Source organism: Janthinobacterium aestuarii (assembly GCF_046113285.1).
Classification (GTDB): Bacteria; Pseudomonadota; Gammaproteobacteria; order Burkholderiales; family Burkholderiaceae_D; genus Janthinobacterium.
This window is the reverse complement of record NZ_CP142524.1, coordinates 615,705-633,397: the sequence shown is the minus strand read 5'-3', so window position 1 is coordinate 633,397 and position 17,693 is coordinate 615,705. Positions and strand designations below refer to the sequence as shown.

At 65.0% G+C, this 17,693-nt stretch carries 16 protein-coding genes; 4 read left to right on the top strand and 12 right to left on the bottom strand.

Features of this window, described 5'->3' with window-relative positions; genetic code table 11:
- Window positions 1-14 precede the first annotated feature (14 nt).
- On the bottom strand, window positions 15-779 hold the full coding sequence (locus OX462_RS02835; protein ID WP_409027726.1) for a gamma-glutamyl-gamma-aminobutyrate hydrolase family protein: 765 nt from the start codon (window positions 777-779) through the stop codon (window positions 15-17).
- Between the two features lie 282 nt (window positions 780-1,061).
- On the opposite strand from OX462_RS02835, the gene OX462_RS02830 reads away from it, so the two are divergent.
- Window positions 1,062-2,207 carry an MFS transporter gene (locus tag OX462_RS02830; protein WP_409027725.1) on the top strand — a complete coding sequence of 382 codons (1,146 nt, stop codon included), beginning with the start codon at window positions 1,062-1,064 and terminating at the stop codon, window positions 2,205-2,207.
- Window positions 2,208-2,211: 4 nt separating this feature from the next.
- Here the strand turns inward: OX462_RS02830 and OX462_RS02825 are convergent, their stop codons facing one another.
- Genes OX462_RS02825 through OX462_RS02815 form a run of 3 tightly spaced genes read right to left on the bottom strand, consistent with a single transcriptional unit; the run spans window position 2,212 to window position 5,532 of the window.
- On the bottom strand, window positions 2,212-3,024 hold the full coding sequence (locus OX462_RS02825) for a hypothetical protein (protein ID WP_070290889.1): 813 nt from the start codon (window positions 3,022-3,024) through the stop codon (window positions 2,212-2,214).
- Window positions 3,021-3,587 (bottom strand): sigma-70 family RNA polymerase sigma factor, encoded by a 567-nt coding sequence (locus OX462_RS02820; protein ID WP_070311697.1) that lies wholly within the window; start codon window positions 3,585-3,587, stop codon window positions 3,021-3,023. The genes OX462_RS02825 and OX462_RS02820 overlap by 4 nt, the downstream gene beginning before the upstream one ends.
- 49 nt (window positions 3,588-3,636) lie before the next feature.
- Complete coding sequence (locus OX462_RS02815) at window positions 3,637-5,532, bottom strand: beta-propeller domain-containing protein (protein ID WP_409027724.1); 1,896 nt, start codon at window positions 5,530-5,532, stop codon at window positions 3,637-3,639.
- A 172-nt stretch (window positions 5,533-5,704) separates the two neighbouring features.
- Here OX462_RS02815 and gabD point away from each other — a divergent pair, with 172 nt between their 5' ends.
- Entirely contained in the window at window positions 5,705-7,159 is a 1,455-nt protein-coding gene (gabD, locus tag OX462_RS02810; protein ID WP_121670564.1) for an NADP-dependent succinate-semialdehyde dehydrogenase, read from the top strand.
- Window positions 7,160-7,182: 23 nt separating this feature from the next.
- On the opposite strand, the gene OX462_RS02805 is transcribed toward gabD, so the two are convergent.
- Entirely contained in the window at window positions 7,183-7,806 is a 624-nt protein-coding gene (locus OX462_RS02805) for a trimeric intracellular cation channel family protein (protein WP_070220436.1), read from the bottom strand.
- A gap of 4 nt (window positions 7,807-7,810) precedes the next feature.
- Window positions 7,811-10,249 carry a penicillin-binding protein 1A gene (locus OX462_RS02800; RefSeq protein ID WP_409027723.1) on the bottom strand — a complete coding sequence of 813 codons (2,439 nt, stop codon included), beginning with the start codon at window positions 10,247-10,249 and terminating at the stop codon, window positions 7,811-7,813.
- A 143-nt stretch (window positions 10,250-10,392) separates the two neighbouring features.
- Here OX462_RS02800 and OX462_RS02795 point away from each other — a divergent pair, with 143 nt between their 5' ends.
- The gene (locus OX462_RS02795) at window positions 10,393-11,286 is read left to right on the top strand and encodes an HTH-type transcriptional regulator ArgP (protein ID WP_409027722.1); all 894 of its coding nucleotides are present in this window, start codon (window positions 10,393-10,395) and stop codon (window positions 11,284-11,286) included.
- Here the strand turns inward: OX462_RS02795 and OX462_RS02790 are convergent, their stop codons facing one another.
- From OX462_RS02790 to OX462_RS02775, 4 genes are all read right to left on the bottom strand, one after another.
- On the bottom strand, window positions 11,287-12,159 hold the full coding sequence (locus tag OX462_RS02790) for an ABC transporter permease (protein ID WP_070311702.1): 873 nt from the start codon (window positions 12,157-12,159) through the stop codon (window positions 11,287-11,289).
- Window positions 12,156-13,001, bottom strand: coding sequence for an ABC transporter ATP-binding protein (locus OX462_RS02785; protein ID WP_070311703.1), 846 nt, complete (start codon window positions 12,999-13,001; stop codon window positions 12,156-12,158). Before OX462_RS02785 ends, OX462_RS02790 begins: the two co-directional genes overlap by 4 nt.
- 1 nt (window position 13,002) lies before the next feature.
- Window positions 13,003-13,968, bottom strand: coding sequence for an ABC transporter substrate-binding protein (locus OX462_RS02780; protein WP_409028719.1), 966 nt, complete (start codon window positions 13,966-13,968; stop codon window positions 13,003-13,005).
- Window positions 13,969-14,050: 82 nt separating this feature from the next.
- The gene (locus OX462_RS02775) at window positions 14,051-14,935 is read right to left on the bottom strand and encodes a TauD/TfdA dioxygenase family protein (protein ID WP_409027721.1); all 885 of its coding nucleotides are present in this window, start codon (window positions 14,933-14,935) and stop codon (window positions 14,051-14,053) included.
- A 211-nt stretch (window positions 14,936-15,146) separates the two neighbouring features.
- On the opposite strand from OX462_RS02775, the gene OX462_RS02770 reads away from it, so the two are divergent.
- Window positions 15,147-15,632 carry a tetratricopeptide repeat protein gene (locus OX462_RS02770; protein ID WP_409027720.1) on the top strand — a complete coding sequence of 162 codons (486 nt, stop codon included), beginning with the start codon at window positions 15,147-15,149 and terminating at the stop codon, window positions 15,630-15,632.
- Between the two features lie 18 nt (window positions 15,633-15,650).
- Here the strand turns inward: OX462_RS02770 and can are convergent, their stop codons facing one another.
- Together can and dnaJ are read right to left on the bottom strand one after the other, a co-directional pair.
- On the bottom strand, window positions 15,651-16,322 hold the full coding sequence (gene can / locus OX462_RS02765) for a carbonate dehydratase (RefSeq protein WP_034788731.1): 672 nt from the start codon (window positions 16,320-16,322) through the stop codon (window positions 15,651-15,653).
- Between the two features lie 136 nt (window positions 16,323-16,458).
- Window positions 16,459-17,592 (bottom strand): molecular chaperone DnaJ, encoded by a 1,134-nt coding sequence (gene dnaJ, locus OX462_RS02760; protein ID WP_034745985.1) that lies wholly within the window; start codon window positions 17,590-17,592, stop codon window positions 16,459-16,461.
- Window positions 17,593-17,693 lie beyond the last annotated feature (101 nt).

Sequence of the window (17,693 nt, the reverse complement as noted above, 5' to 3'; positions counted from 1 at the left end):
GGGCGGTGCGCCTGTCATTCTGTCTTTCTGTGCTGCTCCTGGTAGTCGCGGCAAGCCTGGCCGAAGGCGCCGAACAGCCGCATGGACTGCGGATTGTCCTCGACCTGCCATTCCGGGTGCCATTGCACGGCCAGCGCAAAGCCGGCGGCGCTGGCCACCGTGTACGCTTCCACCAGGCCATCGTCGGCCAGCGCTTCCACCAGCAAGCCATCGGCCAGCCGGGCGATGCCCTGGCCATGCAGGGAATTGACCATCATTTCGCTCTCGCCGCCCAGCAACCGTGACAGCACGCCGTCGGGCATCAGCTTGATGCGGTGCGCGGGCGCATACTGGCGCGCCAGCGGATCGAGCACGTTCTCGCGGTGGTCCTGCATTCCCGGCACCGCCTGCACGGCCTGGTGCAGGCTGCCGCCCAGGGCCACGTTGACTTCCTGGAAGCCGCGGCAGATGGCCAGCAGCGGCAACTGGAGCGCCAGCGCGGCGCGGATCAGGGGCAAGGTGGTGGCGTCGCGCGCAGGGTCCTGCGGCAGGTCGGGGTGGAGAATCTCTTCGCCATACAGGCGCGCATCGACGTTCGAGGCGGAACCGGTCAGCATGACGCCGTCGGCGATCCGCAGCGCCGCTTCCAGGTCCGCGTCAGCGCCCAGGGCGGGCAGCAGCAGCGGCATGCAGCCGGCGCCGCGCAGCACGGCGTGCAGGTATTTGTCCTGCGCCATGTGCCAGGCATGGCTGCCCAGCTGGCGCTGGCAGGCGGGAACGAGAACGATGGGATGGCGCATGGTGCTACCTCGCTGGCGTGACGATCCAATGACAGCGCCATGACAGCGCTGCCGCTCGCTTCACTGTACAGCAGAGCCGGTAGAGTCGGCCACACCGATGGACGTGGCCACTGGCGGCGCACATCGCCTACACTACGGCTTTGCAATATTGCCTTTATTAAAATCATCATATGCCCGTCCGGCGCCAAACACCAGCGCCGCAGGCACAGTTGCCTACTTTCCCATGCATCCACACCGTTTTCCCGCCATTCCGAACACCTTTTATCCCTTGCGGGGGCAGCCATGAAGACCATGCCATGGCGCGACTTCTTCGCCCTCGTGGTCAGCATCGGCGTGGTCGGCCTGGGCTTGGGCGCCACCATGCCGCTCACCGCCCTGACCCTGCACCAGCGCGGCGTGGGCACGGACATCATCGGCATGATCACGGCCGTCAGCGCCCTCGGCATCCTGGCCGCCTCGCCGTTCGTCTCGGGCTGGGTGGGGCGTTTCGGTGCGCGCGCCACCATGCTGGGCGCCGTCTGGGTGGCGTCGCTGGCGACGATCGCCATGCAGTTCAGCGACCACCTGCTGGCGTGGAGCGTGCTGCGCTTCCTGTTCGGCGGCGCCATGGGCGTGCTGTTTACCATCGGCGAAGCGTGGGTCAACCGCCTGGCGCCCGACAATTCGCGCGGCCGCGTAGTCGCCATGTACACCACCAGTTTTACCTTCTTCCAGCTGATCGGCCCCGCCCTCGTGGCCCTCTTCAACGACAAGATTGCGTGGAGCTTCGCCGCCTGCGGCCTGCTGTTTCTGCTGGCCGTGCCGGGCCTGATGCTGATCTCGAACAGCGGCCCGGGAAAGGAACCGCAAGAACACGGCGTGCAGTGGATCCTGATCCTGCCGCGCATGCCGATGATCGTGCTCGGTGCCGCCTTCTTTGCCCTGTTCGACACGCTGGCATTGAGCTTGCTGCCCCTGTATGCGATGGAGCACGGCATCGGCACGGACCTGGCCCTGCTGTCGGCCACCGTGGTGCTGGTGGGCGATACGGGCCTGCAATTCGCGCTGGGCTGGATGGCCGACCGTTTCGGCCGCGCCAGGGTGCACGCGGGCTGCGGCGTGGCCGTCTGCCTGCTGCTGCCGCTGCTGCCGTTCGCCGTCGGCACGCCATGGCTGTGGTGGACCTTGCTGCTGTTGCTGGGCGCGGCCGCGGGCGGCATCTACATGCTGGCGCTGGTGGCCTGCGGCGAGCGGTTTACGGGGCTGTCGCTGACCAGCGCCAGCGCCATCGTCAACGCCACCTGGGGTATCACGAGCGGCGGCGGTCCCCTGCTGACGGGCGTCCTGATGCAATCGGCGGGCGTAAACGCCCTGCCGGCCGTGATGTGGGTGTGCTGCGCCATTTTCGTGGGCAGCGCCGTGTGGGAGCGCAGGAAGGGGATCGTGTAACGCGCTACTTCGGTATTTTTTCCAGCCGCTGCCGCAGCTCCTCGGCCACCGGATAGTCGGGATACGCCTGCCGGAACGCCGTCCACTCCTCGTGCGCCAGGGCACCCTCGCCCGCCTTGAGCAGGGCGTCGATCTTCACCAGCCACACGCCAGCGTCGAGCTTTGCGGGCGGCGGCAGCGGCGCGGAGCGGGCCGCCACGGGAGCGGGCATGGCCAGCGCGCGCTGCACCGGCGCCTGACGCTGCAGGCTGGCCTCGGCCTGCATGGCGGCTTGCTGCTCGATTGCCGCAGCAGGCGCCGGTGGTGGCGGCGGCGCAGGAGGAGCCACGGGTACGGTCGCCGCCAGCGGAGGTGCTGACGGCACGGCTGCTACCGGCTCGGCCTGCACCGGCGGCCTCGGTGCCGCCTTGGCCATGGCGCGCGGTGCCGGCGGCGGTGGCGCGGACTCAATCGCAGGTGCAGCGGCCGGTGCGGCTTCCCGCATCACCTCCTGCGTGACCGGTTCCCCGACCACGGGAAACTGCGCCGGCTTCGATCCGAACCAGTCCACGCCGATCAGGTTTACCGTCAGCAGCACGGCAGCGGCCAGCCCCAGCGGAACGCGCCAGCGCTGCAGGTAGTCCGGTGATTTCTTGGCCGGCAGAGTGCGCAGCACGCCATCGGCGCTGTCATTGGCCGCTGCCGGCTGGTGCAAGGCTTTTTCCGCGTCGGCCAGGATGGCCGCATCGAGCGCGCTGGAAGGCGCCGGCTGCGGCAGGCTGGCCAGCAGCGCGGTCAATTCCTCGTCATTCGGTTCGTCGTGATTGTGCGTATTCATGCCTGTCCTCCCGCGCCAGCGGCGCTGTCCAAGCCCGCGCGCAATTTCTGCATGGCGTAGCGCAGCCGGCTCTTGACGGTTTCCGCTTCCGCCCCCGTCACCGCGGCGATCTCGAGGATGCTCATGCCGCTGAACTGCTGCAGCACCAGCGCTTCCTTCTGTTCCGCCGGCAGCGCGGCGATGGCCGCATGCAGCCGCGCGTGCTGCTGTTTCTGCTCCAGCGACTGCGGCGGCGATGCGCCCTCGTCCGCCAGTTCGCCTGCCTCGCCGTGGTCCTGTCCTTCCCGCTGGCGCAGGAGGTCGATCAGGCGGTTGCGCGCGATCTGGTACAGATAGGTGCGAAACGCCGCCTGCGGCTGGTAGCCGGCGCGCGCCGCATGCAGGCTGGCCCACGCATCCTGCACGATCTCGTCCACCCACGCGCGGCGCGGCGAACGCCAGGCCACGAAGCGGTACAGGCCCTGGCTGTGGCGCCGGTACAGCTCGCGAAACGACGGCAGGTCGCCGGCGCTGTAGCGCAGCATCAGGTCTTCATCCGTCGCGGTCAATAAAGTGTCGGGCATGCGGACCAGTGTAGCCGAACTACGCGGCGGCGACAATTTCCCTGCGCCTTCAGCGCAAAGAGGAGGCATTGGGCGCATAGCTGACGCGGCGCACTTCGCGGATCTGTCCCTCCTTGAGCGCCCCTTCCACCAGTTCATAGCCGAGCAAGGCGAAGACGCGGCCCTGCAGGAACAGCGGACGCGCATTGCCGTACCAGTCGATGCACGACGCGCGGCAGCCGTCGTCCGGTGCCGGACCGGGCCGCGCCGCCAGCGCGCCCAGTTCACTCAATTGCAGGCCGCTGTTGCGCAGGTACAGGACGGAGGCGGCTGACTTGTTGAGGCCAGACCGTTCGTCCGCGCCCAGGATGGGCAGGCCGATCAAGCCCTCGCCGGCCGTTTGCGGCTTGTAGAAAAAGCCGTGGCTGCGCGACTCGCCCTGCGCCGCATCGGCGCGGATGTAGCGCGTGGCGACCGCCGCCTGCGCCCCCAGGCCGATGGTGCTGAAGTGCAGATCCCTGCCCTGCGCGCCGATCACCACGGCGTCATTGCCCAGCGCCTCGATGCGCTCCACGCCGTGCGGCAGCGACAAGGCTTGCACGCTGCCCGCATCGGCCCAGCGCAGTGCATACAGGGGCTGGCGTGGCCAGGCCTGGTCGGCCTTGCGGCGTCCTGCATTGCCGGGATTGCCGTACAACAGATAGGGTCCCACATAGCGGTTCTGCAAGGCGTAGCCGCCACCGCCGGGCAGCGGCTGGTAGCTGCCGGCCGGCGCACTGTCGCGGCCATCGGAAAACGACGCCAATGGCACGCGCAGCAGGGCCATGTCGCCGCGCCCCCGCGTGCCATCCCACATCGCGTCGCCCTGGCCCTCGGCGCGCAGCAGGACGTTCAGGTGGCCGTCGCTGCTTTCCAGGAACGAGAACTGGTCGACGGGCGCGCCAGCCACCTTCAGGGCGCTGGGCGCCGAGCCGTCGAGGGGAATGCGGAACACGCCCGAATCGCTGCCCCGGCGCGTCGTCCACACGAAAACAGATTCGCCCGACACATAAAACACGCGCCCCTGCGGCCCCATCACGGCGGTCGCTTCGCAGCGCATGTCGCGCTGCGCCAGGTCGCACACGGTGACCGTATGCAGGGTCAGACCAAAGCCCGGTTCGGGCTCTTCATCGGTGCGGTAAATGCGCGTGGCCGGGGCGATGCGCTTGAAGTCGGACGGTACGGCGTCGGGACGCCAGCGGCGCAGCGCGGGAAAGCCGCCAAACGGGTCGCCCCGGCGCAGGTTCAGCGACAGGGGCGAATAGAATACCAGCTTGCCGCCGATCAGGCGGCTGGCGTAATTGCGCGACGAATAATAATCGTTGGAGCGCAAATGATACGTGGCGCGATAGGCCAGCTTGCCATCCGCACCGATGTCGAACAGGCCGATCTCCGTGCCGCCACGGCTGTAGCTGTAGCCGATCACCACGACCGTGTCGCCATCGATCAGCATCTCGTCATACCAGCTGCCCGACGGGTCGCTGCCCGGCGCGAATGCATCGAGCGAGGCGACGGGCTGCAGGGCATTGCCGCCCACCTGCACGGTGAACAGCTTGCCGCGCCGGAGCATCACAAGGTGCTTGCCGTGCAGCTTGACGATGCCGCCTTCGTCCACGCCCGCCGTCTGCACATTGGTGACGGATTCGGCCGCTTCTGCCGACGCCGCCGGCGCCGTTTTCGCCACCATCGGCGCTGGCGCTGGCGGCGGTGCGGGCGGCGCCGACATGTACTGCGCCGTGGCGCGCTGCAGTTTCTGCTGCTCCCGCAGCAAGGCCGCCTGGCGCGCCTGCAGTTGCTGCAGGTAGCTGCTCAAGGCCTGCTCGCTGGCGAACGGCGCCAGGGTCTTGCGCGGCGCCGTGCCGGCGGCATGGCTGCCTGCCGACAGCAGCAGGGACAGCATCAATATGATCTTGTGGGCGCTGGACATCGCTTCTGCTCCGGTTGATTGGGGTAATGACCATGAAACGGCATGCGCGGCGAAACGGGGTTAAAAAAGGTCAACTATTTTTGAAGGCCAGACGCCGCGCGTGGGACGCAATCGTGCGCCCGGCAAAAAGGACTACCATGGACGATCACGCAACCACTGCTGAAAGTCTGCCATGCTCACACTGAAAGATCCCACGCTGCTACGCCAGCAATGCTACCTGAACGGACTATGGCTCGATGCCGACGGCGGCAAGCACGCCGACGTCCGCAATCCCGCCACGGGTGAAGTGATCGGCCATGTGCCCGTGATGGGCACGCAGGAGACAAGGAACGCCATCAGCGCTGCCAACGCCGCCTGGCCCGCCTGGCGCAAGAAGACGGCCAAGGAACGCGCAGCCGTGCTGCGCCGCTGGAATGACCTGATACTGGAAAACGCGGACGACCTGGCGCTGATCATGACGGCGGAACAGGGCAAGCCCTTGCTCGAAGCCAAAGGCGAAGTGCAATACGCCGCCTCCTTCATCGAATGGTTCGCCGAAGAAGGCAAGCGCGTCGCGGGCGACACCCTGCAGTCGCCGTGGCCGGACCGGCGCATCGTCGTGACGAAGGAGCCGATCGGCGTGTGCGCCGCCATCACACCCTGGAACTTCCCGGCCGCGATGATCACGCGCAAGGCAGGACCGGCGCTGGCGGCCGGCTGCCCGATGCTCGTCAAGCCGGCCGGCATGACGCCGTTTTCCGCGCTGGCGCTGGCCGTGCTGGCCGAACGCGCGGGTGTGCCTGCGGGCGTGTTCAATGTCATCACGGGCTCGTCGCAGGAGATCGGCGATGAGATGACGTCCAATCCCCTGGTGCGCAAGCTCAGTTTCACGGGATCGACGGAAGTGGGCCGCATGCTGATGCGCCAGTGCGCGCCGACGATCAAAAAGCTGTCGCTGGAACTGGGCGGCAATGCGCCGTTCATCGTCTTCGACGACGCCGACCTGGATGCGGCAGTGGAAGGCGCCATCGCCTCGAAATACCGCAACGCGGGCCAGACCTGCGTGTGCGCCAACCGGCTGTACGTGCAGGATGGCGTGTACGAGGCCTTTGCGCAAAAGCTGGTGACGGCCGTGCAAAAACTCAAGGTGGGCAACGGCGCCGACGAAGGCGTCACGCAGGGGCCGCTGATCGAGGAAAAGGCCGTAAAAAAAGTGGAGCAGCACGTGGCCGACGCACTGGCCAAGGGCGGGCGCCTGCTACTGGGCGGCAAGCGCCATGCGCTGGGCCACAACTTCTTCCAGCCCACCGTGATCGCCGACGTGACGAGCGACATGCTGGTGGCCAGCGAAGAGACGTTCGGGCCGCTGGCGCCCCTGTTCCGCTTCAAGACGGACGAGGAAGTCATCGCCCTGGCCAACAACACGGAATTTGGCCTGGCGTCCTATTTCTATTCGCGCGACATCGGCCGCATCTGGAAGGTCGCCGAAGGCCTGGAATCCGGCATGGTGGGCGTGAACACGGGGCTGATCTCGACGGAAGCGGCGCCGTTCGGCGGCGTCAAGCAGTCGGGCCTGGGCCGGGAGGGATCGTCGTACGGGATCGACGATTACCTGGTCATCAAATACATCTGCATGGGCGGTATTTAACGATATGCCCGACGGCGCCGCCGCTATTCGAATCCCCGGATCCGGTCACCGTTGAAATTCGGCAGGCGCCACTCGAAGTGCAAGGCCAGGAAGCGGAACAGAAAGCCCGCGCCGATGGACGACAGCTGCGCCACGGAGCTGTCGACCTTGAAGTGCAGCAGGCCGACATACAGGGCGCCCGTAAACAGGGCCACGGTGGCATACACTTCGCGCTGCAGCACGAGGGGAATCTGGTTGCACAGGATATCGCGCAGCAAGCCGCCGAAGACGCCCGTGATCATCCCCGCCAGCACGACGATGGCCGGGTGCATCTTGGCCGACATGGCGATGTCGCAGCCGATCACGCAAAACGCTACCAGGCCCAGGCCGTCGACCAGCAAAAAGATGGCGCGCAGATGGTGCAGATAGCGCGCGACAAAGGCCGTCACAATGGCCGCGCCGATGGTAAACAACAGGTATTCGGGATGCGCGATCCAGCCCAGCGGGTAGTGCCCCAGCAGCACGTCGCGCACGGTGCCGCCACCGAGCGCCGTGACGGTGCCGATCATGCAGATGCCGAACAAATCCATGCCGCGCCGCATGCCCATGATGGCGCCGGACATCGCTTCGGCAACAATCGCCACCAGGTAGATCGTATATAACAGCATGGTCTTACTCTTCCGAAAATGATTTGAGAATTTGTTCGCGTTCGCGCGCTTCGCTCAGGGTGCGCGCTTCATTCGTGCCCGTGCTGGAGCCGCCATCGCCGCCAGCGCCAGCGTCACCGTGCGCCATGCGCGTATCGGCACCGCCGCTGCCGCAGCCGACGCTGCTGTGGATAAAGGCGAAGTTATCCTTCAGGCAGTCGCCGGCCAGGTATTCGGCATACACGTAGTCGCCATCGAGCAGGGCCAGGCCAGGCGGTTCGGCCAGCACCTGCTCGCGGCGGCCCTGCACGGCTACCTGCATGTAGTCGCGCCAGACGGGCAGCGCCAGCGTCCCCCCGGTGGCGTTGCCCAGGCTCTTGGGCTGGTCGTAGCCTAGCCAGACGACGGACACGAGGCCCGAGGAATAACCGGCGAACCAGGCGTCATAGGCATTGTTCGAGGTTCCCGTCTTGCCGGCCGCGTCGCCGCGTCCCAGCGCCAGCGCGCCGCGTCCCGTGCCGCTCTTGACGACGTCGCGCAGCATGCTGTCCATGACGTAGGCATTGCGCGTGGAGATCACCTGCGTGCCCGGTGCCGGCTCGCCCTTGGCGCGCGGCGCCGCGTCGGAAAACAGCACCGCGCCGCTGCGGCTGCGCACTTCCTTGATCAGCTTTGGCGGCATCTGCACGCCGCCGTTGGCGAACACGGCATACGATTGCGCCAGCTGCAGCGGCGTGACGGCGCCCGCGCCCAGCGCCAGCGGCAGCGAGACGGGATTGCGTGCGCCCTCGAAACCGAAGCGCGTGGCGTAGTGCTGCACGTAGCCGGGGCCGGCCGCCTGCATCAGACTGACGGCGACGAGGTTTTTCGAGCGCACGAGACCGCGCCGCACGCTGATGAAGCCTTCATAGTTGTTGCCGTAATTGCGCGGACGCCACGGCTGCGCACCCGTTTCCCGCGGCAGCAGCAGGCGCTGCGTATCATCCACGGCCGTGCCGGGAAAATAGCCCTTTTCCAGCGCCGCCGAATACACGAAGGGCTTGAAGCTGGAACCGGGCTGGCGGTAGGCCTGCATGGCGTGGTTGTAGTGGTTGCGGTAGAAATCGAAGCCGCCCGCCATGGCGACGATTTCGCCGCTGTGCGCCTCGACGGAAATGAGCGCGCCTTCCATCTCGGGCAGCTGGCTCACGAGCCAGCGCTTTTTCGCCGCGTCGTGCACCACGCGGATGACGCTGTTTTCAACGATGGCGCGCTTGCCGTCGAGTGGCAGCTTGCCGCCCAGGCGCGCGTCCGATGCCGTCAGCACGATCTCGTCGCCATTGCGCAGCTGCGCCGTCAGCTGGCGCTTGCCGCTCGTCTCGACCTTGCGCACCAGGGCGGCGCGCACTTCTCCGCTGTCCGGGTAGGCGGCCAGCTGGCGCGCCACGCTGTCTGCGGAGGCGGCCAGGCGCGCTTCCGGGCCGCGATAGCCGCGCCGCGCCTGCGCGTTCAATAGCCCATCGCGCAGCGACTTGTCGGCCGCCCGCTGCGGCGCCATGCGGATGGTGGTCGTCACGTCCAGGCCCATGCTGTAGGCGCCTTCGGGATAGCTTTGCACGATCAGCTGACGCGCTTCCTCGACCGCATACGCGGCTGCGTGCACGGAGCTGTTGCGGTCCTTGTTCAGGGCCAGTTTTTCCGCCACGGCCGCGTCGTATTCGGCTGGCGTGATGTAGCCGAGTTCGCGCATGCGCTGCAGGATGTAATGCTGGCGCACGGTGGCGCGCTGCGGATTGGCGACGGGGTTATACGCCGACGGCGCTTTCGGCAAGCCGGCCAGCATGGCCGCTTCGGCAATGCTGACGTCGGCCAGCGGCTTGTCGAAATAGATGTTCGAGGCGGCGGAAAAGCCGTAGGAGCGCTCGCCCAGGTAAATCTGGTTCATGTACAGTTCCAGCAGCTTGTCCTTGCCGTAGTGCTGTTCCAGCTTGTAGGCGAGCAGCATCTCCGTCAGCTTGCGCTGCACCGTCTTTTCGCGCGACAGGAAAAAGTCGCGCGCCACCTGCATGGTGATGGTGCTGGCGCCCTGCGCATGGTGGCCCGTGACGACGTTGGCCAGGGTGGCGCGCGTCAAGCCGTAAAAGTCCACGGCGCCATGCTCGTAGAAGCGCGCATCCTCGATGGCCAGCAAGGCCTGGCGCATGCGCAGCGGGATCTCCTTCAGGGGCAGGAATTCGCGGCGCTCTTCGCCGTACTCGGCCAGCAGCTCGCCTTCGCTGGAAAAAATACGTAGCGGCAGCGCGGGCTTGTACTGCGCCAGGTGCTCGACGGGCGGCAAGTCCTGCCATGCCTGGCGCAGCCACCAGCCGCCCGCCAGCGCTGCGGACAAGCCCAGGCCCAGGGTCAATCCCAGGCCGAATTTCAGATTGCGTGCCAGTTTCGATGACGGCTTGCGGGGCTTTGTATCTTGCGCTTGTGCTTCCATGAGGTGATTCCTTTGCTGCCAGGAGGCCGCGCTGCATACGCGTACGCGGCACTCCATCAAAGAGGCATTGTGCACTGCAACACACCCATCCTTATGAAAAGTAAGTATTATTTAGTATTGATAAATTTTTCTTATGTTAGGCAGTGGTCATGGATCTCAATCCCAAGCACACGGAAGCGTTCCGCGCCGTCGTCGAAACGGGCAGTTTCGAGCAGGCGGCGCTGCGGCTGCACCTGACGTCGCCGGCCATTTCGCAGCGGGTGCGGGCGCTGGAAAGCCAGCTCGGCAATGCGCTGATCGTGCGCAGCCGTCCCGCGCGCGCCACGCGCATGGGCCAGCGGCTGATGCAGTATCTGAAGCGGGCCAAGCTGCTGGAAGCGGACTTGCAGGCGGAACTGGCGGTGCAGCAGGATGCCCCGCTGACCCTGGTGCTGGCGCTGAACGCGGATTCGATGGGCACGTGGTTCTTTCCCGCCCTGTCCGAGGTGTTGATACGCGAACGCGTGCTGCTGGACCTGACCGTGGAAGACCAGGACCACACGTATACCTTGCTGGAAACGGGCATGGCCATCGGCTGCATCAGCACGGAAGCCAAACCCATGCGCGGCTGCACGGCCGAACCGCTGGGCGTGATGCGCTACTGGCTGGTGGCCACACAAGCGTTCCGCCAGCAGTGGTTTGCGCACGGGCTGACGCGCAAGGCGGCGCGCACGGCGCCCGTCGTCGCCTACACGCGCAAGGACACCCTGCAGTCGTCGTTCCTGCTAGAGGCGCTGGGCTTGCCCGAAGGCGCCTACCCCTGCCATTACGTGCCGGGCGCCACCTCGCACTTCAACGCCATCCGCTATGGCCTCGGCTACGGCATGGTGCCGGAATTGCTGCTGAAAGCGAACACGGACGGCGAACTCGTGGAAATGCTCACGCCCAAGACACCGGCCGACGTGGCCCTGTACTGGCACACGTGGAAGGTGCAGTCGCCGCGCATGGAGCACCTGTCGCGGCAAATCATCGCGGCGGCGCGCACCATGCTGAGATAATTATCGCTGCATGCCCCAGCGTTTCAAGGTGACGCGCTCCAGGGTGCGAAAACCGATGTTTTCCACGATTAAACCGATGACGATGACGGCCGCCAGGCCCGCAAACACCTTGTCCGTGTACAGCTCGTTGCGGTTCTGGAAGATGTACCAGCCCAGGCCGCCCTGCCCCGACGTGGTGCCGAATACCAGCTCGGCCGCGATCAGGGTGCGCCAGGCGAACGCCCAGCCTATCTTCAAGCCCGAGACGATGGACGGCAAGGCGCCCGGCACGAGGATGTGCAGCACCAGCCGCAAGCCGTTCAAGCCGTAGTTGCGGCCCGCCATGCGCAGGGTCTCGGGCACGCCCTGGAAGCCCGCATACGTGTTCAGGGCCAGCGGCCACATCACGGAATGGACGATGACAAAGATCAAACTGGCGCGCCCCAGCCCAAACCACAGCAGGGCCAGCGGCAGCAACGCAATCGCCGGCAAGGGATTGAGCATGGCCGTCAGGGTTTCCAGCAGGTCGCGCCCGATGCGGCTCGATACGGCCAGCAAGGTCAGCACGAAGGCGGCCAGCACGCCCACCGCATAGCCTTGCAGCAACACGACGAGGGACGCGGCCGTACGCGTGAGCAATTCACCGCTGGCGATGCCGCCGATAAACGCCTGCGCCGTCTGGATAAAGCTGGGCAGCAATAAATCGTTCTGCGTCCAGCGCGCCGCCCCTTCCCACAGCAGGGCCAGGCTGAGCAAAATGAAGACCTTGCGCCACAGCGCGTGCTGGCTCCAGCGCTGCCAGCGCGACAATGGCCGCTCGACGGTGACGCCGGCGGGCGGCGGTGCCGCATAGACGAATTCCTGGCGGATGGGCGGCTCCAGCAGCGCGCTCATACGGCCTCCCGCTGCGCGCCAGCTGCTTGCGGAACAGGAACAACTTCCTCATCGAACAGCAAGCCGTGGATGCGGCGGCTGGCAGCCTGAAATTCCGTACTGCCCGCGCTGTGCAAGCCGAACTGATGGCTGTTGAGTTCGGCGCGCACCCGGCCCGGATGGGGCGACAGCAGCAGGATGCGGTTGCCGACCACCAGCGCTTCTTCGATCGAATGCGTGACGAAGACGAGGGTAAAACGCAGCTCTTCCCACAGGCGGCTCAGCTCTTCCTGCATCTTGCGCCGCGTCAAAGCGTCGAGCGCGGCAAACGGCTCGTCCATCAGCAGCACTTCCGGCTGCATGGCCAGGGCGCGCGCGATGGCCACCCGCTGCTTCATGCCGCCCGACAAGGTATGCGGATGAGCATCTTCAAAGCCGGCCAGGCCCACCTTGGCGATCCAGTGATGGGCACGCTCGCGGGCCGCCTGCTTGTCCAGCCGCTTGCTGGCCAGCAAGGGGAACATGACATTTTCCAGCACGGTCTTCCATGGCGGCAACTGGTCGAATTCCTGGAACACGACGACGCGCTCCGGCCCCGGCTTGCTGATAGGAACGCCCTGCATGGCGATGCTGCCCGCGCGCGGCGCGATGAAGCCGGCCACGGCTTTCAGCAAGGATGACTTGCCGCATCCCGATGGCCCCAGCAGCACGAAACGGTCGCCGCGGAACACGTCGAAACTGACGTCGTGCGTGGCGCGCACGGTGCGCTGTTCCGTGCGGTATTCCAGGCTGACATGTTTGACACTGAGCAAGGGCTCCAGCGCAAGCGGAGGACGTACGAGGTGAAAAGCAGGCGCGTTCATTTCAGCCTCCTTGCGTGATGGCAGGGTCGTCAAAGAAGTAATCGCGCCAGCTGTCGGGCAGGTTGCGGATGGCACTCACGCGGTGCAGGAATTGCGCCAGGCCATAGGTGTTTTGCGGCGCGATCTTGAATTGCACTTGCGGATTGGCAAAGATTTTCAGCAGCAGATTACGGTCCACCTTGCTTTTATTGACCTTGATATAGATGTCGGCCGCGCCTTGCGGATTGCTGCTCGCGTACTGCGCCGCTTCAGCCAGGGCGGCGATGAAGGCGCGGTACGTCTTCGGATTGTCCTTGCGGTACTTTTCCGTCGCATACAGCAGGGTCGACGAGCTGGGTCCGCCCTGCACGTCATACGAATTCAGGATGATGTGGGCGTTCGGATTCTGCGCCAGTTCCTGCTCCTGGAACGGCGAATTGCCGAAATGGCCGCTCAATTCCGTGCCGCCGGCGATGATGGCCGCGGCCGCATCCGGATGCGGCAGGGTTTGCGTGATTTTATCCAGGCGGGCAAATTCCTTGTCGCCCCACTGCTTCGCCACGGCCATTTGCAATATCCTCGCCTGGACGGACACGGAGACGGCGGGCAAGGCGATGCGGTCCTTGTCCGTCAAGTCGGCCAGGGTTTTTACCTTCGGGTTGTTGCTGATCAAATAGTAGGGGAAATTACCGAGCGAAGCCACGCCGCGCACGTTCTGCCGTCCCTTGGTGCGGTCCCAGATCGTCAGCAGCGGCCCCAGGCCCGCCCCCGCGATATCGATATTGCCGGACAACAAAGCGTCGTTGATGGCAGGGCCGCCGGACAGGGTAATCCACTCGACTTTCACGTCGACGCCCTGCTGCTTGCCATGCTTTTCGATCAGTTTTTGTTCCTGCGCAATATTGAGCAGCAAGAAGGTGATGCCGTGCTGGCCCGCGATGCGGATCTGCCCTTCGGCCCGGGCCATGGGCATGGCCATGCACAGCATGGCGATGGCGGCGAGAAGGCGGCGGGAAAAGGTCAAGATCGGCAACATGGACACTCCTTGGGTCAGATCAACAGTCAAAAAATCAGTACGGCGCATCGCCTTCGATGGTGGTGCGGTAGAGTTTGCGGCGCTGCTCGGGCGGGCAGCCCGTCGCCAGATGCATCAGGGAACGGTTGTCCCAGAACACCAGGTCGTGCGGCTGCCAGCGGTGCACATACAGGTGCTCGGGGCGCACGCTGTGGGCGAACAGTTCGTCGAGCAGGGCGCGGCTTTCATCGGCGGGCAGGCCGACGATGCGCGTGGTGAAATGTTCGCTGACGAACAGGGCACGGCGTCCCGTTTCCGGATGCACGCGCACCACAGGGTGCGTTACGGGTTTGACTTCATCGATCTGCGCCTGCGTCAGCGCGGGCCGCCACGGGTTACGGCGACGCAACTCCTCATACTGGCTCAGGTAGCTGTGCTCGGCGCGGGCGCCGCGTACGGCGTGGCGCAGCGCGGCCGGCAAGCTTTCCCAGGCCAGGTGCATGTTGGCAAACACGGTATCGCCGCCCTCGTCCGGCAACTCTTGCGCGTGCAGCATGGAGCCGAGGCTGGGCACTTCCTTGTACGACAGGTCCGAATGCCAGAAGTGACCGGCATCGCCCAGGCCGATGGGCTGGCCATCTTCGACGATGTTCGAGATGATCAGCACTTCCGGCTGCGTAGGCAGCTGGAACTGGCGCAGCACGTGGATTTGCAGGGGACCGAAGCGGCGGCTGAAATCGACTTGCTGCTGCGGCGTGATGCGCTGGTCGCGGAACACCAGCACGTGATGGTCGAGGTGGGCGTGGTGCAGGCGCTGGAAGTCGCCCAGCGACAGCGGCTGCGCCAGGTCCAGCCCCAGCACTTGCGCGCCGAGCGGCGCATCGAACGTTTCGATGCGGAACTGGCTGGAAGAAAACGCGGATTTCAGGACGGCCGACATGGGAACTCGACTAGAGTCTGGGGAAGTCCACTGTATGCCGGCCTGCGTTCCCTGCAAACGAAGCATTTACTATATGGATATGCGCGGCGCGTTGCGCCATGCTGCAACAGGCGCTGTCACGCAAGGGCACAGCGGCACCGGCTTTGCCCGGAAAGGGAGCTAGCACGCAACTTGCTTGTCTGCCAATCTTCAACCATCGACCAGGAAAACCATGCGCACCTACGCCCTGATGCTCGCCGTTCTGTTCGCTGTTCCCGTCCACGCCCAGGACAGCCAGGATGAAGGCGATCTCAGCTACAAAGCCTATGTGCACAGCGACAAGCGCATCAAGTGTTTATACGGCTATGCGGCCGACAAGACGGGCGACCATGCGGCGGCCGTCGCCATCTTTGAAGACTGCATCCGGCGCTGGAACGATGTGTATTCGATGATTTGGCTGGCCCAGCTGTATGAAACGGGCATCGGCGTGCCCAGGGACCTGGCGCAGGCGACGGCGCTGATGCGGCGCGGCGCCCATACCAACGATGACGCCGCCTATGCGCGGCTGGCGCGCTATCACTATGGCGTGGCGCTGGCCGAAGGCCGGGGCACGCCGCAGGACCTTCCCCAGGCCAGAACCTGGCTGCGCCAGGCGGCGCAGGAGGGCGTGCGGGAGGCGGCCGATTATCTGGACCGCCTGGAAGGCGCCGCGCCATAGACGCGGCGCCAGCGCCGCTTACGCGATTGCTTCGTAGCGGGCCAGGCGGGTCGCCATGCGCGGCGCCAGCTCGTGGCCGGCCGTGACCGTCACTTCGAGGTCGTTCAGCAAGCCATCCTTCAAGCCGTAGACCCAGCCATGGACGCTGAGTTCCTGGCCCCGTTCCCACGCATCTTGCACGACGGTGGTCTGGCATACGTTCAAGACTTGCTCGACCACGTTCAGTTCGCACAGGCGGTCGCCGCGCTGGCGGCTCGTCAGCACGTCGCCCAGGTAGCGCTCGTGCTTCTGGCCCACGTCCTGCACGTGGCGCAGCCAGTTGTCGACCAGGCCGATGCGCGTGCCCGTCATGGCAGCATGCACGCCCTTGCAGCCATAATGGCCGACGATGATGATATGTTTGACTTTCAGCACGTCCACGGCAAATTGCAGGACGGACAGGCAATTGAGGTCGGAATGCACGACCACATTGGCAATATTACGGTGCACAAACACGTCGCCAGGCGCCATGCCCAGCAATTCGTTGGCGGGAACGCGGCTGTCGGAGCAGCCGATCCACAGGTATTCGGGCGATGTCTGCGCTTCCAGGTTCTTGAAGAAGTTCGGGTCCTTCGCCACCATCGAGTCGGCCCAGCGGCGGTTACGCTGCAGCAGTTCCGCCAGGGCCGGGCCATTTTTCTGTTCGGTCATATCGCTCCCATTGTGTGCGTACGACTGAATTGGCCGCAGATCGCGCCCATAGGCCGGCGATGCGCGCACATTGTTCAGTCGTGATGAAAAAAACGCCGGGATGTTTCAGCATCCCGGCGCATGGTGTTACGTGTGCTTATTCAAAAAAATCCTTGACCTTGTCTTTCCAGGTCTTGCTTTGCGGACTGTGCTTGGCACCGCCCTCGGTCGTCGACTTTTCAAAGTCGCGCAGCAGGTCTTTCTGTTTTTCCGTCAGTTTCACCGGTGTTTCGATGGCCACGTGGCAGAACAGGTCGCCCGCGTAACCGGAGCGCACGCCCTTGATGCCCTTGCCTTTCAGGCGGAAGGTCTTGCCCGACTGGGTGCCTTCCGGAATCGTGAACGACACTTTGCCGTTCAGGGTAGGCACTTCGATTTCGCCACCCAAAGCTGCCTTGGTGAACGAGATCGGCATTTCGCAATGCAGGTCGTCGCCTTCGCGCTGGAACACGGCGTGCGGCTTGATGTGGATTTCCACATACAGGTCGCCCGACGGGCCGCCATTCGTGCCCGGTTCGCCGTTGCCGGACGAACGGATACGCATGCCGTTGTCGATACCGACTGGAATTTTGACTTCCAGGGTCTTGTTGCGCTTGATGCGACCGGCGCCGCCGCACGGCGTGCAGGGGTCGGTGATGACCTTGCCGCTGCCATGGCATTTCGGGCAGGTTTGCTGGATGCTGAAGAAGCCTTGCTGCATGCGCACCTGGCCGTGGCCACCGCAAGTACCGCAGGTGGTCGGCGAGGTGCCCGGCTTGGCGCCGCTGCCATGACAAGTGTCGCACTTGTCCCAGCTCGGCACGCGGATGGTCGTGTCGAAGCCGTGCGCAGCTTGCTCCAGCGTAATTTCCAGGTTGTAGCGCAAGTCGGCGCCACGGTACACCTGTGGTCCCGCATTGCGGCTGCGTCCACCGCCACCGCCAAAGATGTCGCCGAAGATATCGCCGAAGCTGTCGGCAAAGCCGCCAGCACCGCCGCCGAAGCCGCCACCGCCGCCCATGTTCGGATCCACGCCGGCGTGACCATAACGGTCATACGCATCGCGCTTTTCCGGATTGGTCAGCATCTCATAGGCTTCTTTGACTTCCTTAAACTTTTCTTCCGATTCCTTGCTATCCGGATTGCGGTCCGGATGGTATTTCATCGCCAGTTTACGGTAAGACTTTTTGATCTCTTCTTCCGAAGCATTTTTTGCGACACCGAGTGTCTCGTAAAAATCACGCTTTGCCATGTTGTCGGCACCTTGCAGTCTATCTACTGATGTAAAAATTACACGAAAAAGCCGAGTCGAGTGCTGCACTGGGCAGCGACTCGGCTCGGCCGGTCTTCGCG